Raw genomic sequence first — 15,114 nt, forward strand, 5'->3', positions numbered from 1 at the left:
GGCGCCGCCGTGGCGCGCCCCGCCCTGGCCCAGCCCGGCAACAGCCGGGCGCTGGCCATCGCGCAGATCCACGACAGCTCGCCGGCGCAGCAGGACGTTTCCAAGGATTTCCTGATCGGCTCGCGCGCCGCCTGGCAGGACATCAACACCAAGGGCGGCGTGCGCGGCCGACCGGTGCAGCACCTGGCCATCGAGGTCAACGGCACTGCCGCGGGCGTGCGCTCGGCCATCGTGCAGGTGCGCGACAACCCCAGCTGCGTGGCCCTGTCGGGCACCTGCGGCGACCCGGCCGCCACCGCCGTGCTGCAGGCGCTGCGCCAGGAGAACCTGGGCATCGCGCACGTCGCGCCGTGGCTGCAGAACTCCAGCGTGGAGCTGGACGACCGCACCTTCGCCATCTTCGCGGCGCGCCAGGAACAGGTGGCCCATGCGATGAAGTCGCTGGCCGCCATGGGCATGCAGGAAGTCGGCGCGGTCTATGCATCCGGCGTCGAGGAAAGCCTGTACCACGCCGACGTGCAGCGCATCGCCACCGAACTCAGGCTCACGCTGCGTGCCTGGCGCGGCGAAGGCGACCTGGTGCAGCTGGGCCGCAGGCTCGGCGCGGCCAGCCCCGCCATCCTGCTGTTCGTCGGCGGCACGCCCGAGCTGGTGCAGCTGACGCAGGGGCTGGACCGCCAGCAGCGCCAGCGCTACGTAGTGGCGCTGGCCGACGTCAACCTGCAGACCATGATGCAGATGGGCGCGGCGCGCCACACGCCGGTGATCGCCACGCAGGCGGTGCCGATGGTGACGGCCGGGCTGCCGGTGGTGCGCGCCTACCGCGACACGCTGGCGCGCCTGTTCGACGAGCCGCCGACGCCGCTGGGCCTGGCCGGCTTCATCGCGGCGCGCTGCACCTACGAAGTGCTGGCCGAGATCGAGGGCGCGCCAACGCGCGCTACGGTGCTGGCCACATTCCAGCGCCGCGCCGGCGTGGAGCTGGGCGGCTACCGTGTCACCTTCGATCCGCGCCGGCGCGCCGCCGCCTATGTGACGCAAAGCATGCTGACGCAGGACGGACGGGTGGTCGGATAGGGGCACAGGCCGGCCCCAGGCGGCGCGGGCGGCTGCTATGCTGCCCGCAACCCGCCACACCCAGCATGCAGAACGGAACGCTCCTCGCCGCCATCGACCTGGGCTCCAACAGCTTCCGGCTGGAAATCGGCCGCTATGACATGGGGCAGATCCAGCGCGTGGACTATCTCAAGGAAACCGTGCGCCAGGGCACCGGGCTGGACGAGGAGCGCAATCTTTCGGCCGAGGCCATGCAGCGCGGCTGGGACTGTTTGGCGCGTTTTGCCGAGCGGCTGGCCGGCTTTCAACGCGGCCAGGTGCGCGCGGTGGCCACCCAGACCCTGCGCGAGGCGCGCAACCGCGACCTGTTCCTGGCGCGCGCCCGCGAGCTGCTGGGTTTTCCCATCGACGTGATCTCCGGCCGCGAGGAAGCGCGCCTGATCTACCAGGGCGTGGCGCGCCTGCTGCCGCAGTCCGACGAGCGCCGGCTGGTGGTGGACATCGGCGGGCGCTCCACCGAATTGATCCTGGGCCAGGCGTTCGACGCGCGGGTGACCGAAAGCTACCGCGTGGGCAGCGTGGCCTGGTCGATGAAGTACTTCCCCGACAACCAGTTCACCGAGGGTGCCTTCGCGCGCGCGGAGGTCGCCGCGCAGGCCGTGCTGGACGAAGCGCTGGGCGCCTACGTGCCGGGCAGCTGGGACAGCGCCTATGGCGCGTCCGGCACCATCGGCGCGGTGGCCGAAATCCTGGCCGGCGCGGGCCGGGGCAGCGGCGCCGTCACGCGCGAAGGACTGGACTGGCTGCGCGATCACCTGCTGGCCGCTCGCAGCGCCGACCGCGTGAAGCTGGCCGGCCTGAAGGACGACCGCAAGCCGGTGATCGGCGGCGGCCTGAGCGTGCTGCGCGCGGTGTTCGACGTGCTGGGCATCGACGCCATGACGCCGGCCGAAGGCGCGCTGCGCCACGGCGTGCTGTACGACCTGCTGGACCGCGAGCACGTCGACACCGATCTGCGCTCGGCCACGGTGGCGCGGCTGGCCACCAAGTTCGAGGCCGATGCGGCGCAGGCAAAGCGCGTGGGCGACGTGGCGCGCTCGCTGCTGCGGCAGCTGCGCCAGGGCGCGCCCGAGGCCGACCTGGCGCGCCTGCAGCGCAAGCTGGGCTGGGCCGCGCAGCTGCACGAGATCGGCCACCTGATTTCGCACAGCGACGCGCACAAGCACGGCGCCTACATCCTGGACAACGCCGACGCGCCCGGCTTCGCGCAGCCCGAGCTGCACCACCTGAGCCTGCTGGTGCTGGGCCACCGCGGCAAGCTGCGCAAGCTGGAGGCCGACTTCGCCGACGAATCCTTCGTGCACCAGCTGCTGTGCCTGCGCCTGGCCGTGGTGCTGTGCCACGCCCGGCGCGATCCCGATCTGCAGGGCCTTCGGCTGCAGGCCGGGCCGCGGCAATTCACCCTGGCGTTCCGTCCGGCCTGGGCGCGCAGCTTTCCGCAGTCGGCGCACCTGCTGCGCGAGGAAGCGAGCGCCTGGCAGAAAACACCCTGGACCTTCGCGCTGGCGTAGGTCCCACCGAGCACCCATGAGACGTGTCTTCGCCGAGTTCATCGGCACCGCGATGCTGCTGTGCGCCGTGGTCGGCTCCGGCATCATGGCCGAGCGCCTGAGCGGCGGCAACGACGGCGTGGCGCTGCTGGCCAACACGCTGGCGACGGTGTTCGCGCTGTTCGTGCTGATCGAGGTGCTGGGGCCGGTAAGCGGCGCGCACTTCAATCCCGTCGTCACCGCGGTGCTCGCCTGGCGCGACCCGGCGCCGGGCGCCGCCAAGTGGCGCACCGCGTTCTTCTATGCCGTGGCGCAGTTGGCCGGAGCCGTGCTCGGCGCGTTGCTCGCCAACGCCATGTTCGACCAGAGCGTGGTGCAGGTCAGCACCAAGGTGCGCGCCAGTCCCGGCCTGTGGCTGGCCGAGGCCGTCGCAGCAGCCGGCCTCATCGTGGTGGTGCTGCGTGCGCCCCCCGGCCGCGCCGCCGTGCTGGTCAGCAGCTACATCGGTGCGGCCTACTGGTTCACCGCCAGCACGTCGTTCGCCAACCCGGCCGCCGTCGTCGGCCGCATGTGCAGCGACAGCTTCGCCGGCATCGCCCCGGCCAGCGCGCTTGCGTTCATCCTCGCGCAGTTCGCGGGCGGCGCGGCGGGCGCCCTGCTCGCCCCTTGGTTGCGTCCCGCCACCACCTCCCCATGACCCCCATGAACCCGACCCCGGTCACGATCTACCACAACCCCAACTGCGGCACCTCGCGCAACGTGCTGGCGCTGGTGCGCGAAGCCGGCATCGCGCCCACCGTCATCGAGTACCTGAAGAGCCCGCCGGACCGTGCCACGCTGCAAGCGCTGATCGCGCGGATGGGCGTGCCGGTGCGCGAGGTGATGCGAGCCAAGGAACAGCTCTACACAGAACTTGGACTGGACGATCCATTGACCACCGACGCGCAACTGCTCGACGCGATGATGGCGCACCCGATCCTGATCAACCGCCCGATCGTCGTCACGCCAGAGGCCACGCGCCTGTGCCGGCCCTCCGAGAGGGTGCACGAACTGCTGCCCGCCAAGCCGTAGCCGGCCGCCGCCTCACTCCTGCCGCAGCCCGAACTGCTTGCGGTAGGCCAGCGGGCTGGTGCCGGCGAGCAGCCGGAAGTGACGCCGAAACGATTCGTCCGACCCGAAGCCGGCCAGCGCCGCCACCTGGCCCAGCGGCTTGCGTGTGTTCTCCAGCAGCTCGCGCGCAATCTGCACGCGCTCGCGCGTGAGCCACTCCACTGGCGATAGCCCGCAGGCCTCGCGGAACTGGCGCTGCAGGGTGCGCACGCTCATCGCCGCGCGTTCGGCCAGCGACTCCAGGCTGTGCGGGCGCGCCGGGTGCGCGCGCACCCAGTCCATCAGCCGGGACAGCCGGGCGGCCTCGTCGGCCGCCACCGGCCGCGCGATGAACTGCGCCTGGTCGCCCAGCCGGTGCGGCGCCATCACCAGGCGCTGCGCCACCAGGTTGGCCACCTTCGCGCCATGGTCGCGCCGCACCAGGTGCAGCATCATGTCCAGTCCCGCCGCCGAACCGGCCGAGGTGAGGATCTGGCCCTCGTCCACGTAGAGCGAATCGGGCTGCAGGTCGATCGACGGATGGCGCGCGCGCAGCTGCTGCGCGTAGCGCCAGTGCGTGGTCGCCGACCGGCCGTCCAGCAGGCCGGCGGCGGCCAGCACGAAGATGCCCGAGCAGATGCTGGCGATGCGCGCGCCGCGCTTGTGCGCCGCCTGCAGGCGGCGGATCACGGCGGCGGACGGCAGTTCGTCCGGGTCGCGCCAGCCGGGAACGATGATGGTGTCGGCGCGGCCCAGCAGCGCCAGCGAATGCGAGACGGTGACGTGCACGCCGCCGGCCGCGGCGAGCGGCCCGCGCTCCTCGGCGCACACCGCGAAGCGGTACCAGTCCACGCCCAGCTCCGGCCGCGCCAGCGCGAACATCTCCACCACGCAGCCGAATTCGAAGGTGCACAGGCCGTCGTAGGCGAGCGCGGCGACAAGGTGGTTCTTCATGGCGCGATCTTACCGGTGCGCGTCGCGTGCGCCACTGGCGCACAGGGGCGGCACTGCCCAGAATCGAGCCATCGCAACACAGGAGAAGACCATGCCGTCCAGCGTCACCGCCGTTTCGCCCGCTGCCAGCCCCGAAGCGCTCGCGCATTTCCAGTCCAGCCTGCGCTTCGAGACCGACTGCTGGGACGTGCACGACGCCATGACTTCGGGCAAGGCCGATTTCGTCCTGCTGGACGTGCGCAACCCGACGCTGTATGCGCAAAGCCATGTGCCCGGCGCCGTCAACCTGCCGCAAGGCAAGATCGTCGCCACGAAGATTGCCGAGTATCCCGAGGACACCACCTTCGTGGTGTATTGCGCCGGCACGCACTGCAACGGCGCGCAGAAAAGCGCCATTCGCCTGGCCGCGCTGGGCCGGCCGGTCAAGCTGATGGTCGGCGGCCTGCTGGGCTGGATCGACGAAGGCTTTACGGTGGACACCGGCGCTGCCCAGCCAGTCGCCGAACCGGCCATGGCGCTGGGCTGATGCTGGCCGTCCGGCCGGCCGTGGCCGCCGATGCGCCGCGGCTGCTGCAGCTGATGCGGCAGCTCGCGGTGTTCGAGGGCTATGACGCGCAGTTCCGCGTGACAGAACACGACCTGCTGCGCCTGGGGCTGGCGAACACCATTCCCGCGCGGTTCGCCGCCTTCGTCGCGCAGCAGGACGGCGCGCCCGCCTGCGGCTATGCCGTGACCTACGAGATCCCGTTCACCTACGACCTGCGGCCGACGCTGGTGCTCAAGGAGCTGTACGTGGAAGAAGCCGCGCGCGGCTGCGGCGCCGGCGAAGCCCTGATGCGGCGCGTGTTCGCCCATGCCGGCGACCGCGGCGCCGCGCGCCTGCAGTGGGACGTGCTGCCCGGCAACGAAGCCGCCAAGCGCTTCTACCGGCGCCTGGGCGGCAGCCCGGTGACAGACTGGGAGCGCTGGCACCGTGATATCGCGCCTGAGCATTCGCCGTGAGTACCCCGGCGTTCGGGCTGAGCGCTACCCTCCCCCCGTTCGCCCTGAGCTTGTCGAAGGGCTCGCGTGGCTTCGACAAGCTCAGCCCGAACGGTGCATCACACCGTCTCCGGCGACTGCACCGCCCACACCACGGTTTGCTGCTGGCCGTCGCGCTCGCGCGTGCGCAGCCACCACACGCCGGCCTTGCGCACCGGGCAGCCGCCGCCCTGGATGCCCAGCAGCTGCGCGACCACCGCGCCCAGCACCGGCTGGTGGCCGACCACCAGCACCGGCTGCTTGGCATGCGGCCATTGCGCGGCTTTCAGCACGCCCTCGGCGGTGCCGTCGGGCGCGAGGTCGTCGTGCCGCCTGGCCTTGCGGCCCAGCGCCTGCACCGTCTGCTCGCAGCGCAGCGCCGGGCTGGTGAGGATGCGGGTGCCTTCGGGCAGGTGCCGGTCCAGCCAGTTGGCCATGCGCGCGGCCTGCTTCTCGCCGCGCGGCGTCAGCGCCCGCTCCAGGTCATCCAGCCCCTCGGCTTCGTCCTCGGCCTCGGCATGCCGCCACAGGATCAGGTCCATGCGTGCTCCAGTTCCTCGCCGGGTTTGGCGGCGTAGCGTTGCATCAATGCGGCCTGCGCGCCGTGGCCCTTGGGTTCGCTCGCACCCCTGGTGCGCCGGTAGCTGCCGTTCGGCTGCAGGTCCCAGGCGTCGCGGTCGTCGTGCAGCGACGCGACCAGGCATTCGTCGATCACCCGCTGGCGCAGGTGCGGATCGTTCACGGGCCAGGCGAGCTCGATGCGCCGCAGCATGTTGCGGTTCATCCAGTCGGCGCTGGACAGGTACAGCTGCTCCTGCCCCGCGATGCGGAAATAGAACACCCGCGAGTGCTCCAGGAAGCGCCCGACGATGGAGCGCACGCGGATGTTGTCGGTGATGCCCGGCAGGCGCGCCGGCAGCATGCAGGCGCCGCGCACGATCAGGTCGATCTTCGCGCCGCGTTGTCCTGCGCGCACCAGCGCCTGCATCAGCAGGTCGTCGGTCAGCGCGTTCATCTTCAGCACGATGCGCGCCTCCTGCCCGCGGCCGGCCGCTTCGGCTGCCACGTCGATCTGCTCAATCAGCTTGCGCTGCAAGTGGAACGGCGCCAGCCACACGTGGTTCAGGCGCGGCAGCCGGCTCTGGCCGGCCAGGTGCACGAACACCTGCTCCACGTCTGCCGTGAGCAGCGGGTCGGCCGTGAGGTGGCTGATGTCGGTGTACAGGCGCGCCGTTCGCGGGTTGTAGTTGCCGGTGGACAGGTGCGCATAGCGCGCCAATCCGCGGCCCTCGCGGCGGGTGACCAGCAGCATCTTGGCGTGGGTCTTCAGCCCCACCACGCCGTACACCACCTGCGCGCCGATGGCTTCCAGGCTCTCTGCCCAGTTGATGTTGGCCTCTTCGTCGAAGCGCGCCTTCAGCTCCACCACGGCCGTGACTTCCTTGCCGCGGCGCACGCCTTCCTGCAGCAGTTCCATGATGCCGACGTCCGAGCCGGTGCGGTAGATGGTCTGCTTGATGGCCAGCACCTGCGGGTCGTTCACGGCTTCGCGCAGGAAGTCCAGCACGCCGGCGAAGCTTTCGTAGGGCTGGTGGATCAGCACGTCGTGGCGGCGCAGCTGCTCGAAGATCGAGCGGCCCGGCACCAGCTGCACCGGATAGGTCGGGTGGTAGGGCGGAAACAGCAGGCGCGGCGCGTCGATGAGATCGATCAGCTGCGCCAGGCGCACCAGGTTCACCGGGCCGTGCACGCGGTACAGCGAGCCTTCGGGCAGGTCGAACTGGCGCAGCAGGAAGCCGGCCAGGTGGTCCGAGCAGCCGGCCGACACCTCCAGCCGCACCGACTGGCCGTAGTGCCGCTGCTGCAGCCCCAGGCGCAGCGCAGTGCGCAGGTTGCGCACGTCTTCCTCGTCCACCGCCAGGTCCGAGTGGCGCGTGACGCGGAACTGCGAGAACTGGCCGACCTCGCGGCCGGGAAACAACAGGTCCAGGTGCGCGCGGATCACGCTGGACAGCGACACGAACAGCGTGCGCTTGCCGCACACCTTGGCCGGCATGCGGATCACGCGCGGCAGCACGCGCGGCACCTTGACGATGGCGATCTCGTTCTCGCGGCCGAACGCGTCCTTGCCGGACAGCCGCACGATGAAGTTGAGCGACTTGTTGGCCACCTGCGGGAACGGGTGCGCCGGGTCCAGCCCCACGGGAATCAGCAGCGGCCGCACCTGGGCCTCGAAGTGCTGGCGCACCCAGGCCTTCTGCGCCACGCTGCGCTCGCCGTGCGAGACGATGGCGATGCCTTCGCGCGCGAAGGCCGGCGTGAGTTCGTCGTTGTAGAGCGCGTACTGCCGGGCCACCAGCTTGTGCGCGGCGGCGGCCAGGGCCTCGAAGCTCTTGGCGGTGTACAGGCCCTTGTGGTCGCCGTTGCGCGCCGCGGTGAGGTGCGGCTCGGCGCGCACCTCGAAGAACTCGTCCAGGTTGGACGACACGATGGTCATGTAGCGCAGCCGCTCCAGCAGCGGCACGTCGGCGCGCTGCGCCCAGTCGAGCACGCGCTCGTTGAACGCAAGGATGCTGTGGTCGCGGTCGAGGAAAGGCACCACGGGCGTGGCTTGGGCATCGCTCATGGAAGATTTCAATTGGATGACTGGACGGTCACAGTGTTCAGCCTGTCGATGACAGGCTCATGACAGCGGGGCCCTTGGGTATCATGCCGGCTTCGCGGAGAGCGGTCACGATGCATCAAACGAATTGCGCCACTCCCATCGTCGACCATGAAGAGCTCGACAGCACGAATTCGCAGGCGAAGCGCCTGGTCGAAGGCGGCCGCGGCGGCAGGTTCGTCGTTTCCGCCGCCAGGCAGACCGCCGGCAGGGGGCGCTTTCGCCGCGCCTGGCACGCACCGGCGAACAACGTCGCCATGACCATCGCCGTGCCGCGCGAAGCCGGCTGGCGCGACTTCCAGACGCTCTCGCTCATGACGGGCCTGGCGATCCACGACGTGCTGTCCGGGCTGATCGGGGAGCGGGCCGCGGTCCGGATCAAATGGCCCAACGACATCGTCGTCGACGACGCGAAGATTTCGGGCACGCTGATCGAGAGCGACGCGCAACGGATCTACGCCGGAATCGGAATCAACCTCGCGGCCGAACCGGAAGGCGTGATCTACCCGACCACGTCGCTCGCGCGCTTTTGCGCCGTCGGGCGGCTGGCGCTGATCGGGATGGTGGCCGACAGCTGGCTCGCGCGCTTCGACCGCTGGACGCGGGACGGCTTCGCGCCCATCGCGGCCGCCTATACGGAACGCATCTGGCGGCGCACAAGCACCATCGGCATCGCGCTCGACGAGGCGCGCACGCAGCGGGTCGAGGGCGTCTGCCTGGGCGTGGACCCCGCGGGGCTGCTGCGCATCGAACTGCCGGACGGCGAAGTCCGCGTGTTTTCCGCGGGCGACGTCGGGGCGTAGAGGTCTGCGGACAGGCACCGCGCCTCAGTCCACGATCAGGACCTTCCCTTCGGCCGAAGTGGTGCTGGCGTCGGCCAGCGCCGCCCGGATGGCGGCCAGCGGGTAGCTCGCGCGCACCCGGGTCCCGATCGCGCCCTGCGCGATCAGCGACGCCGTTTCGGCGTAGGTGCGGTGCACCTCGGCGAGCGGCACCTCGCGCACCCAGGCGCGCAGGTGGAACATCGTGAAATCGATGTCGCGCCGGCCGGCCCAGAACGCCTGTGGGATCGGCTGCCCCGACAGCAGGCCGTAGTGCACGAACATGCCGCCGGGCCGCAGCAGCCGCGCCAGCGGCACCGCGTCGGAGCCGCCGACACAGTCGAAGATGGCGTCCACCGCCTGTTCCTGCGGCCATTCTTCGCCGAGTTCCTGCAGTCCGCCGTGCGCCGCGTACCGGACGACCTGCGCGCAGAGGTGGGCGACGTTGCGCGCCGCCGCCTCGCTGCGCACCAGCGCTACTGGATGCAGCCCCGCGCGGTTGGCGAGGACGACGAGCATCTGCCCTATGGCCGAACCGGCCGCCGTGACGGCGATGCGCATGCCGGGCCGCACCTTGGCCACCGCGTGCAGGATGGCCCAGGCCGTCATCGGGTTCACGTAGCTCGCCGCCGCCTGCGCGTCCGCGACGCCGTCGGGCACCTCCAGGCACCATGCGGCCGGGCAGTCCTTCACCTCCTGCCAAGCGCCGGCGGAACCGATGGGCACCACGCGCGCCCCCGGGCGCAGCGTGGTGACGCCGCTGCCGAGTTCCTCGACCACGCCGACGCCCTCGAAGCCGGGAATGAAGGGCAGCGGCGTGCGCGACCGGTACGCGCCCGAGATGGTGATGAGGTCGGACGGATTGATCGACCGCGCCGTCATGCGGACACGCACGTGGTCGGCTGGAAGCGGCCCGGGCGCGTGCATCTCGAGCGCGACGACTTCGCTTGCCTGCCCGAACGCATGGACGATGGCCCTCTGGTACATTGATTCTCCGTTGGCTAAGCTAATTGGTCCGGTGACACACCGGATTTCGCTGGGAGTGTGTATGAACACGGAAGTCAAGCCCCACACGCGGTTTCGCGTGTCGATGCGGCATATCGACATCTTCGGCCACGTCCACAACTCGGTCTATCTCGACTACTGCGAGGACGCGGTCCTCGAATACCTGCGCGCCGCCGATCTCTTCTCCTATTTCCGCGTGCGGAATTCCGATTTCGCCTACCACGTGAAGAAGGCCGAGATCACCTTCCACAATCCCATCGACGTCGATGACATGGTCGACGCGCGGGCCCGTGTCGCGCACGTCGGCACCACCAGCCTGTCGTTCGAGATCGACCTGCTGCGCGCCAGGGACCAGGTCTCCTGCGCCAGCGGCAAGCTCGTCTGGGTGTGCGTCGACCTGAAGGAAGGACGGCCCGCCCCCATCCCCGACGCCACCCTGGCGGCGCTGCGCTCGGTGCCTTGACCGGCCGCAGGCACGAACCGGCCCACGCGCATGCCCTTCCACCCGCAACTGCACCGCCACGCGGCGGCCAACCCCGGCAAGCCCGCCTTCGTTGTCGACGGCCAGGTCCGCACCTACGGTGAACTGGCGCGGGGCGCGAAGGCATTCGCGGCGTACATTGCCGCGCTGCCCGCCGGCCGCGAGGAAGGGCTTCCCGCCCTCGACCGCGTGGAGAAGATCGTCGCCCTCGACCTCGGAAACCACCTGCTGTTTCCCGAACTCTTCGCCGGCGCGAGCGGCAGCCCCAACGCCTGCGCGGTGCTCGATCCGAAGATGCTGCCCGCGCAGGTGGAAAGTATATTGAAGCGGCTGCGGCCGGACCTCACCGTCACGGAGTCGATGGACTCGCCCGCCGCGCGCATCGCGGCCGCGATGGGGCTCGCGGTCGCGCCCGTGACGGCATTCGAGCGGCTCGCTCCGGACAGCCTGCTGGCCGCGGGCCTGCCGATGGACGAAGAGGATGGCGACGGCACCTTCCTGGTGAACTTCACCTCGGGCACCACGTCCCAGCCGAAGGCCTACAGCCGCTCGCGCGCCACCTGGCGGGCCAGCCTGGCCCGGGGCGAGTCCCTCTTCGGGCTGCGGCACGGGCCCGCGACCTTGTGCCCCGGCGCCCTCGCCCACGGTCTGGCGCTCTACGCGCTGTCGGAAGCCCTGTACAGCGGCGGCACCTTCCACACAGTGCGGCAATGGGATGCCGGCGGCGTGGCGGACGCGCTGCGCGCCAGCGGCATCGAGCGGCTGGTGGCCGTCCCCACGATGATCAGCGGCCTGGCGGAACGCTGCGTCGCGTCGCCGCCGGTCTTCCCGTCGGTGCGCGACGTGCTGACCGCCGGCGCCAAGCTGAACGCCAGGCACGTGGCCCTGATGCGGGGGATGTTCCCCCAGGCCCGCCTCATGGAGTATTACGGCGCGTCGGAACTGGGCTTCATCTCCGTCTCCACCGTGCATCCGCCCGACCCCGGCACGCCGCTGCGCACGGTCGGCAGGGCGTTCCCCGGCGTCGGACTCGGCATCCGCGCTTCCGGCGAGGGGTCGCCCGCCTCCGGCGCGGCGGGCACCATCTACGTGAACAGCGACCTGGTCTGCGACGGCTACCTGTGGGGCGACGACGGCAAGTCATTCCGCGTGGACGCGAACGGCGCGACCGTGGGCGATATCGGCGAGCTGGAGCCGAACGGCGCGCTGACGGTCATGGGGCGCGAAGGCGGCATGGTCATCACCGGCGGCTTCAACGTCTACCCCTCGGAAGTCGAAGGCGTGCTGAAGAACATTCCCGGCGTGGACGAAGCCGTCGTGCTGGGGGTCGAGGACGACCACCTGGGCGCGCGCCTGGTCGCCGTGCTGAGCGGCGATGTCGAAGGCGGCAAGGCCCTCCTCGCCGAGGCGGGCAAGGCCCTGCCGCGCTACAAGCTTCCTCGCGACGCCTACCGGGCGCGCTCCTGGCCGATGACGACCAGCGGCAAGATCGCCCGGGGACAAGTCGCACAACTGCTGCGGGACGGCCACTATGACGCCATCGATCTCCTCGCCTGACGCGGACCGCCAGCCGGTCGTCGTGTCGGCATTCCGCACGCCGGTGGGCCGCGCCCACGGCGTGTTCAGCGACGTGGAACCGCAGGACCTCGTGGCGCCGCTGGTGCGCCGCATGCTCGAGCGCGTCGCCGTGGAGCCCGGCGCCATCGACGACGTGATCCTCGGCAACGCCACCGCCGGCGGCGGCAACGTCGCCCGGCTGGCGGCGCTCGCCTCCGGCCTGCCGGTCACGGTGCCGGGCGTCACCGTCGACAGGCAGTGCGGCTCGGGCCTGGAAGCCATCATCATGGCGGCCCGGCTGGTGCAGTCCGGCGCCGGCGACTGCTACCTCGCGGGAGGCGTCGAGTCGATGAGCCGGGCGCCGTGGCGGGTCGAGGTGCCGCGCGGCAAGGGCGGCCTTCCCCGCTTCTACGGCCGCGCGCGCTTCTCGCCGGACGAGATCGGCGATCCCGAAATGGGCGTCGCGGCGGAGAACGTCGCGCGCGAATGCGGCATCACCCGCGAGCGGCAGGATGCGTTCGCGCTCGGCAGCCACCAGAGGGCCGTGTCGTCGATGGATGCGGGCACCTTCGCGCAGGAGATCGTTCCGGTGCGCACCCGCAACGCGGTGGTGGAACAGGACGAGTGCCCGCGCCGCACCACCTCCATGGCCGCCCTCGCCTCGCTGCGGCCGGTGTTCGTGGAGAACGGAACCGTCACCGCCGGAAATGCCTGCCCGCTCAACGACGGCGCCGCGGTGGCGCTGGTGGTCAGCCGGCGTTTCGCGCGCACGCTGGGCCTGCGCCAGGGGCTGGTGTTCGCGGACGCCACGGTGGCGGGCGTCGACCCCAATCTTCTCGGGCTCGGTCCGGTGGAGTCCACCAGGCGCCTGCTGCTGCGCAACCCGTCCCTCGCGCTCGACAAGGTCGACCTGATCGAGTTCAACGAGGCGTTCGCGGCGCAGGTGCTTGGCTCGCTGGACCGGCTGGGCATCGCGCCGGAACGGGTCAACCTCGAGGGTGGCGCGCTCGCGCTCGGGCATCCCTTCGGCGCCTCCGGCGCCATCCTCGTCACGCGGCTGTTTTCGCAGTGCCTGCGCCGCGGCGCCGACGGAACGCTCGGCATGGCGATGCTCGGCATCGGCGGCGGGCTCGGGCTGACCGCGCTGTTCCAGTGGGCGCAAGAACTCTGATGCCTCCGATGCCGGGCCCGGCGAGCATCCTCATCACCGGCGCTTCCAGCGGCATTGGCGCGGCGCTCGCGATGTCCTATGCGGCGCCGGGCGCGCATCTCGCCCTGCTGGGCCGCAGCGCACAGCGGCTGGCGGAGATTGCTGCCCGGTGCAAAGAGCGCGGCGCCATGGCCACGGTCCTGGCGCTGGACGTCACCGACCAGGCCGCGATGAAGGAGGCCATCGCCGGCATCGACGGCAGGTATCCGCTGGACCTGGTGGTCGCCAACGCGGGCATCGCGAAGAACCAGGAAAGCCCGGATTTCGCCAGGCAGCTGGTCGGCACCAACATCGTCGGCATGCTCAACACCGTGGAGCCGGCGCTGGAGGCCATGCTGCCGCGGCAGCGCGGGCACATCGCCGTCATGAGTTCGCTGGCGGCGTTCCGTGCGTTCGGCGGCCCGCCGGGCTATGCCGGCAGCAAGGCCTGGGCGCGCCTGTACGGAGAGGCCCTGCGCGGGCGCTATGCCGGCAAAGGCATCGCCGTCAGCGTGGTCTGCCCCGGCTTCGTGGCCACGCCGATGACGCAGGGCGCGGCCAAGGGCGGCATGTCCGCCGAGGACGCCGCGGAAACAATCAAGGCCGGGCTCGCGCGCAACCTGCCGCGGATCAGCTTTCCGCGCGACATGGCGCTGCGCACCTGGCTAGCCAATGCGCTGCCGGACTGGTGGACCGACCGGGCCATCCGGCGCAAGTGGCAGGCGTCGCAGCGCAAGTAGGCTGTTGCCGAAACCGGCGCCGGCCGCGGCCGTGCAGGTGTCGAACCATTCGCAGTGGGCGCAGGCTTGCCGCAGCGTCCCGTCCCTGAAGCGCGCGCGCAGCTCCTCCAGCAAGTCGGGCGTCAGCACCAGGGCCCACCCGGCGGCAAGCTCCTGCCCGAGCAGCCGTCCCACGGCTTCGAGCGCAAGCCGGTCGCGCTTGCCGATGCGGTGCAGCGCGCAATGCGGCTCCCCGGCCTCGGGCGCCTCGATCCACGCGCGGCAGACGTCGTCCGGGCCGTCGACGATCTCGATGGCCTCCTGCCCGCGGATGCGCGCCACGACCGCGTCGAAGTTGCGCGCGAACTTCTCCGTGTAGCCCACCCCTTCGTAGGTGAGCATGCACAGCAGATGGTGCCCGCGCAGCCTGACCGTCACGATGCCGGCGCCCGTTCGCGGGCGATGACCGGGTAGGACCGCCGCACGGCCATGCCGATGAAGGCGGCGAGCACGGCTTTCGCCACGTCGCCCGGAACGAACGCCAGTGTGGTCGTGATCGCCTGCAGCGGGCTCAGCTTGAGAATTGCCGCCATCCAGGGAACGCCCATCAGGTAGCTGATGCCGATGCTGCCGACCAGGCAAAAGCCGATGGTCTTGAACAGGGTCAGGTGCTTCCAATAGCGCTCGACCAGGTAGCCGACGACCAGCGCGATCACCGGCCAAGCCAGCAGGAAGCCCCCGGTGGCTCCGACGAAGATCCCGAAGCCTCCGCGCCCGCCGGACAGCAGCGGCAGGCCCACGGCCACCAGCACGGCGAACAGCAGCTGCGAGAGGAAGCCGCGCTTGGCCCCGAGAATCACCCCGGCCAGCAGCGGGCCCAGGTTCTGCAGCGTGATCGGCACGCCGGTGACCGGCAGCGGAAAGGGCGGGAACAGCCCGATGGCCGCGGTCACCGCGGCGAACAGTGCGATATAGACGATATCCTTGGTCGACATATTTTTCTCCCTGTGA

At 70.8% G+C, this 15,114-nt stretch carries 17 protein-coding genes; 11 read left to right on the top strand and 6 right to left on the bottom strand.

The annotated features are described in order from the left end of the window. The 4 genes from H0U68_RS09335 to arsC all read left to right on the top strand — a co-directional run. Nucleotides 1-1,077: ABC transporter substrate-binding protein (locus tag H0U68_RS09335; protein WP_296354878.1), on the top strand; the 1,077-nt coding region annotated here is incomplete at its 5' end. Nucleotides 1,078-1,142: 65 nt separating this feature from the next. Beyond that, complete coding sequence (gene ppx / locus H0U68_RS09340; protein WP_296354880.1) at nucleotides 1,143-2,627, top strand: exopolyphosphatase; 1,485 nt, start codon at nucleotides 1,143-1,145, stop codon at nucleotides 2,625-2,627. Nucleotides 2,628-2,643: 16 nt separating this feature from the next. Continuing rightward, entirely contained in the window at nucleotides 2,644-3,303 is a 660-nt protein-coding gene (locus H0U68_RS09345; protein WP_296354882.1) for an MIP/aquaporin family protein, read from the top strand. Between the two features lie 5 nt (nucleotides 3,304-3,308). Next, nucleotides 3,309-3,677: an arsenate reductase (glutaredoxin) gene (gene arsC, locus H0U68_RS09350; protein WP_296354884.1), complete on the top strand. Its 369-nt coding sequence runs from the start codon at nucleotides 3,309-3,311 to the stop codon at nucleotides 3,675-3,677. A gap of 12 nt (nucleotides 3,678-3,689) precedes the next feature. On the opposite strand, the gene ftrA is transcribed toward arsC, so the two are convergent. Then, nucleotides 3,690-4,649 (bottom strand): transcriptional regulator FtrA, encoded by a 960-nt coding sequence (gene ftrA, locus H0U68_RS09355; protein ID WP_296354886.1) that lies wholly within the window; start codon nucleotides 4,647-4,649, stop codon nucleotides 3,690-3,692. A gap of 91 nt (nucleotides 4,650-4,740) precedes the next feature. Between ftrA and H0U68_RS09360 the strand changes: the two genes are divergently transcribed. Both H0U68_RS09360 and H0U68_RS09365 read left to right on the top strand, forming a co-directional pair. Further along, complete coding sequence (locus H0U68_RS09360; protein WP_296354888.1) at nucleotides 4,741-5,175, top strand: rhodanese-like domain-containing protein; 435 nt, start codon at nucleotides 4,741-4,743, stop codon at nucleotides 5,173-5,175. Continuing rightward, complete coding sequence (locus H0U68_RS09365; RefSeq protein WP_296354890.1) at nucleotides 5,175-5,651, top strand: GNAT family N-acetyltransferase; 477 nt, start codon at nucleotides 5,175-5,177, stop codon at nucleotides 5,649-5,651. The genes H0U68_RS09360 and H0U68_RS09365 overlap by 1 nt, the downstream gene beginning before the upstream one ends. A gap of 98 nt (nucleotides 5,652-5,749) precedes the next feature. On the opposite strand, the gene sixA is transcribed toward H0U68_RS09365, so the two are convergent. Continuing rightward, nucleotides 5,750-6,211 carry a phosphohistidine phosphatase SixA gene (gene sixA / locus H0U68_RS09370; RefSeq protein ID WP_296354892.1) on the bottom strand — a complete coding sequence of 154 codons (462 nt, stop codon included), beginning with the start codon at nucleotides 6,209-6,211 and terminating at the stop codon, nucleotides 5,750-5,752. Further along, the gene (gene ppk1, locus H0U68_RS09375) at nucleotides 6,202-8,295 is read right to left on the bottom strand and encodes a polyphosphate kinase 1 (RefSeq protein ID WP_296354894.1); all 2,094 of its coding nucleotides are present in this window, start codon (nucleotides 8,293-8,295) and stop codon (nucleotides 6,202-6,204) included. Before ppk1 ends, sixA begins: the two co-directional genes overlap by 10 nt. Nucleotides 8,296-8,405: 110 nt before the next feature. Here ppk1 and H0U68_RS09380 point away from each other — a divergent pair, with 110 nt between their 5' ends. After that, entirely contained in the window at nucleotides 8,406-9,134 is a 729-nt protein-coding gene (locus tag H0U68_RS09380; protein WP_296354896.1) for a biotin--[acetyl-CoA-carboxylase] ligase, read from the top strand. Nucleotides 9,135-9,158: 24 nt separating this feature from the next. On the opposite strand, the gene H0U68_RS09385 is transcribed toward H0U68_RS09380, so the two are convergent. Further along, complete coding sequence (locus H0U68_RS09385; RefSeq protein ID WP_296354898.1) at nucleotides 9,159-10,139, bottom strand: zinc-dependent alcohol dehydrogenase family protein; 981 nt, start codon at nucleotides 10,137-10,139, stop codon at nucleotides 9,159-9,161. A 61-nt stretch (nucleotides 10,140-10,200) separates the two neighbouring features. Between H0U68_RS09385 and H0U68_RS09390 the strand changes: the two genes are divergently transcribed. From H0U68_RS09390 to H0U68_RS09405, 4 genes are read left to right on the top strand one after another with little or no spacing between them, the layout of a single operon-like run. Next, the gene (locus tag H0U68_RS09390; protein WP_296354900.1) at nucleotides 10,201-10,620 is read left to right on the top strand and encodes a thioesterase family protein; all 420 of its coding nucleotides are present in this window, start codon (nucleotides 10,201-10,203) and stop codon (nucleotides 10,618-10,620) included. A 30-nt stretch (nucleotides 10,621-10,650) separates the two neighbouring features. Beyond that, the gene (locus tag H0U68_RS09395) at nucleotides 10,651-12,195 is read left to right on the top strand and encodes an AMP-binding protein (RefSeq protein WP_296354902.1); all 1,545 of its coding nucleotides are present in this window, start codon (nucleotides 10,651-10,653) and stop codon (nucleotides 12,193-12,195) included. Then, nucleotides 12,170-13,366 carry a thiolase family protein gene (locus tag H0U68_RS09400; protein WP_296354904.1) on the top strand — a complete coding sequence of 399 codons (1,197 nt, stop codon included), beginning with the start codon at nucleotides 12,170-12,172 and terminating at the stop codon, nucleotides 13,364-13,366. The genes H0U68_RS09395 and H0U68_RS09400 overlap by 26 nt, the downstream gene beginning before the upstream one ends. Further along, nucleotides 13,366-14,124, top strand: a complete 759-nt coding sequence (locus H0U68_RS09405; protein WP_296354906.1) for an SDR family NAD(P)-dependent oxidoreductase — start codon at nucleotides 13,366-13,368, stop codon at nucleotides 14,122-14,124. The genes H0U68_RS09400 and H0U68_RS09405 overlap by 1 nt, the downstream gene beginning before the upstream one ends. Here the strand turns inward: H0U68_RS09405 and H0U68_RS09410 are convergent. Continuing rightward, the gene (locus H0U68_RS09410) at nucleotides 14,050-14,541 is read right to left on the bottom strand and encodes a DUF1284 domain-containing protein (protein ID WP_296354908.1); all 492 of its coding nucleotides are present in this window, start codon (nucleotides 14,539-14,541) and stop codon (nucleotides 14,050-14,052) included. The genes H0U68_RS09405 and H0U68_RS09410 overlap by 75 nt on opposite strands. Beyond that, complete coding sequence (locus tag H0U68_RS09415; RefSeq protein WP_296354910.1) at nucleotides 14,538-15,098, bottom strand: biotin transporter BioY; 561 nt, start codon at nucleotides 15,096-15,098, stop codon at nucleotides 14,538-14,540. The genes H0U68_RS09410 and H0U68_RS09415 overlap by 4 nt, the downstream gene beginning before the upstream one ends. Between the last annotated feature and the right edge of the window lie 16 nt (nucleotides 15,099-15,114).

It is taken from the genome of Ramlibacter sp., assembly GCF_013697775.1.
Lineage (GTDB): Bacteria > Pseudomonadota > Gammaproteobacteria > Burkholderiales > Burkholderiaceae_C > Ramlibacter.

Coding starts and splice junctions, on each gene's coding strand:
- ppx (WP_296354880.1), top strand. CDS start 1,143: ATGCAGAACGGAACGCTCCTCGCCGCCATCGACCTGGGCTCCAACAGC.
- H0U68_RS09345 (WP_296354882.1), top strand. CDS start 2,644: ATGAGACGTGTCTTCGCCGAGTTCATCGGCACCGCGATGCTGCTGTGC.
- arsC (WP_296354884.1), top strand. CDS start 3,309: ATGAACCCGACCCCGGTCACGATCTACCACAACCCCAACTGCGGCACC.
- ftrA (WP_296354886.1), bottom strand. CDS start 4,649: ATGAAGAACCACCTTGTCGCCGCGCTCGCCTACGACGGCCTGTGCACC.
- H0U68_RS09360 (WP_296354888.1), top strand. CDS start 4,741: ATGCCGTCCAGCGTCACCGCCGTTTCGCCCGCTGCCAGCCCCGAAGCG.
- H0U68_RS09365 (WP_296354890.1), top strand. CDS start 5,175: ATGCTGGCCGTCCGGCCGGCCGTGGCCGCCGATGCGCCGCGGCTGCTG.
- sixA (WP_296354892.1), bottom strand. CDS start 6,211: ATGGACCTGATCCTGTGGCGGCATGCCGAGGCCGAGGACGAAGCCGAG.
- ppk1 (WP_296354894.1), bottom strand. CDS start 8,295: ATGAGCGATGCCCAAGCCACGCCCGTGGTGCCTTTCCTCGACCGCGAC.
- H0U68_RS09380 (WP_296354896.1), top strand. CDS start 8,406: ATGCATCAAACGAATTGCGCCACTCCCATCGTCGACCATGAAGAGCTC.
- H0U68_RS09385 (WP_296354898.1), bottom strand. CDS start 10,139: ATGTACCAGAGGGCCATCGTCCATGCGTTCGGGCAGGCAAGCGAAGTC.
- H0U68_RS09390 (WP_296354900.1), top strand. CDS start 10,201: ATGAACACGGAAGTCAAGCCCCACACGCGGTTTCGCGTGTCGATGCGG.
- H0U68_RS09395 (WP_296354902.1), top strand. CDS start 10,651: ATGCCCTTCCACCCGCAACTGCACCGCCACGCGGCGGCCAACCCCGGC.
- H0U68_RS09400 (WP_296354904.1), top strand. CDS start 12,170: ATGACGCCATCGATCTCCTCGCCTGACGCGGACCGCCAGCCGGTCGTC.
- H0U68_RS09405 (WP_296354906.1), top strand. CDS start 13,366: ATGCCTCCGATGCCGGGCCCGGCGAGCATCCTCATCACCGGCGCTTCC.
- H0U68_RS09415 (WP_296354910.1), bottom strand. CDS start 15,098: ATGTCGACCAAGGATATCGTCTATATCGCACTGTTCGCCGCGGTGACC.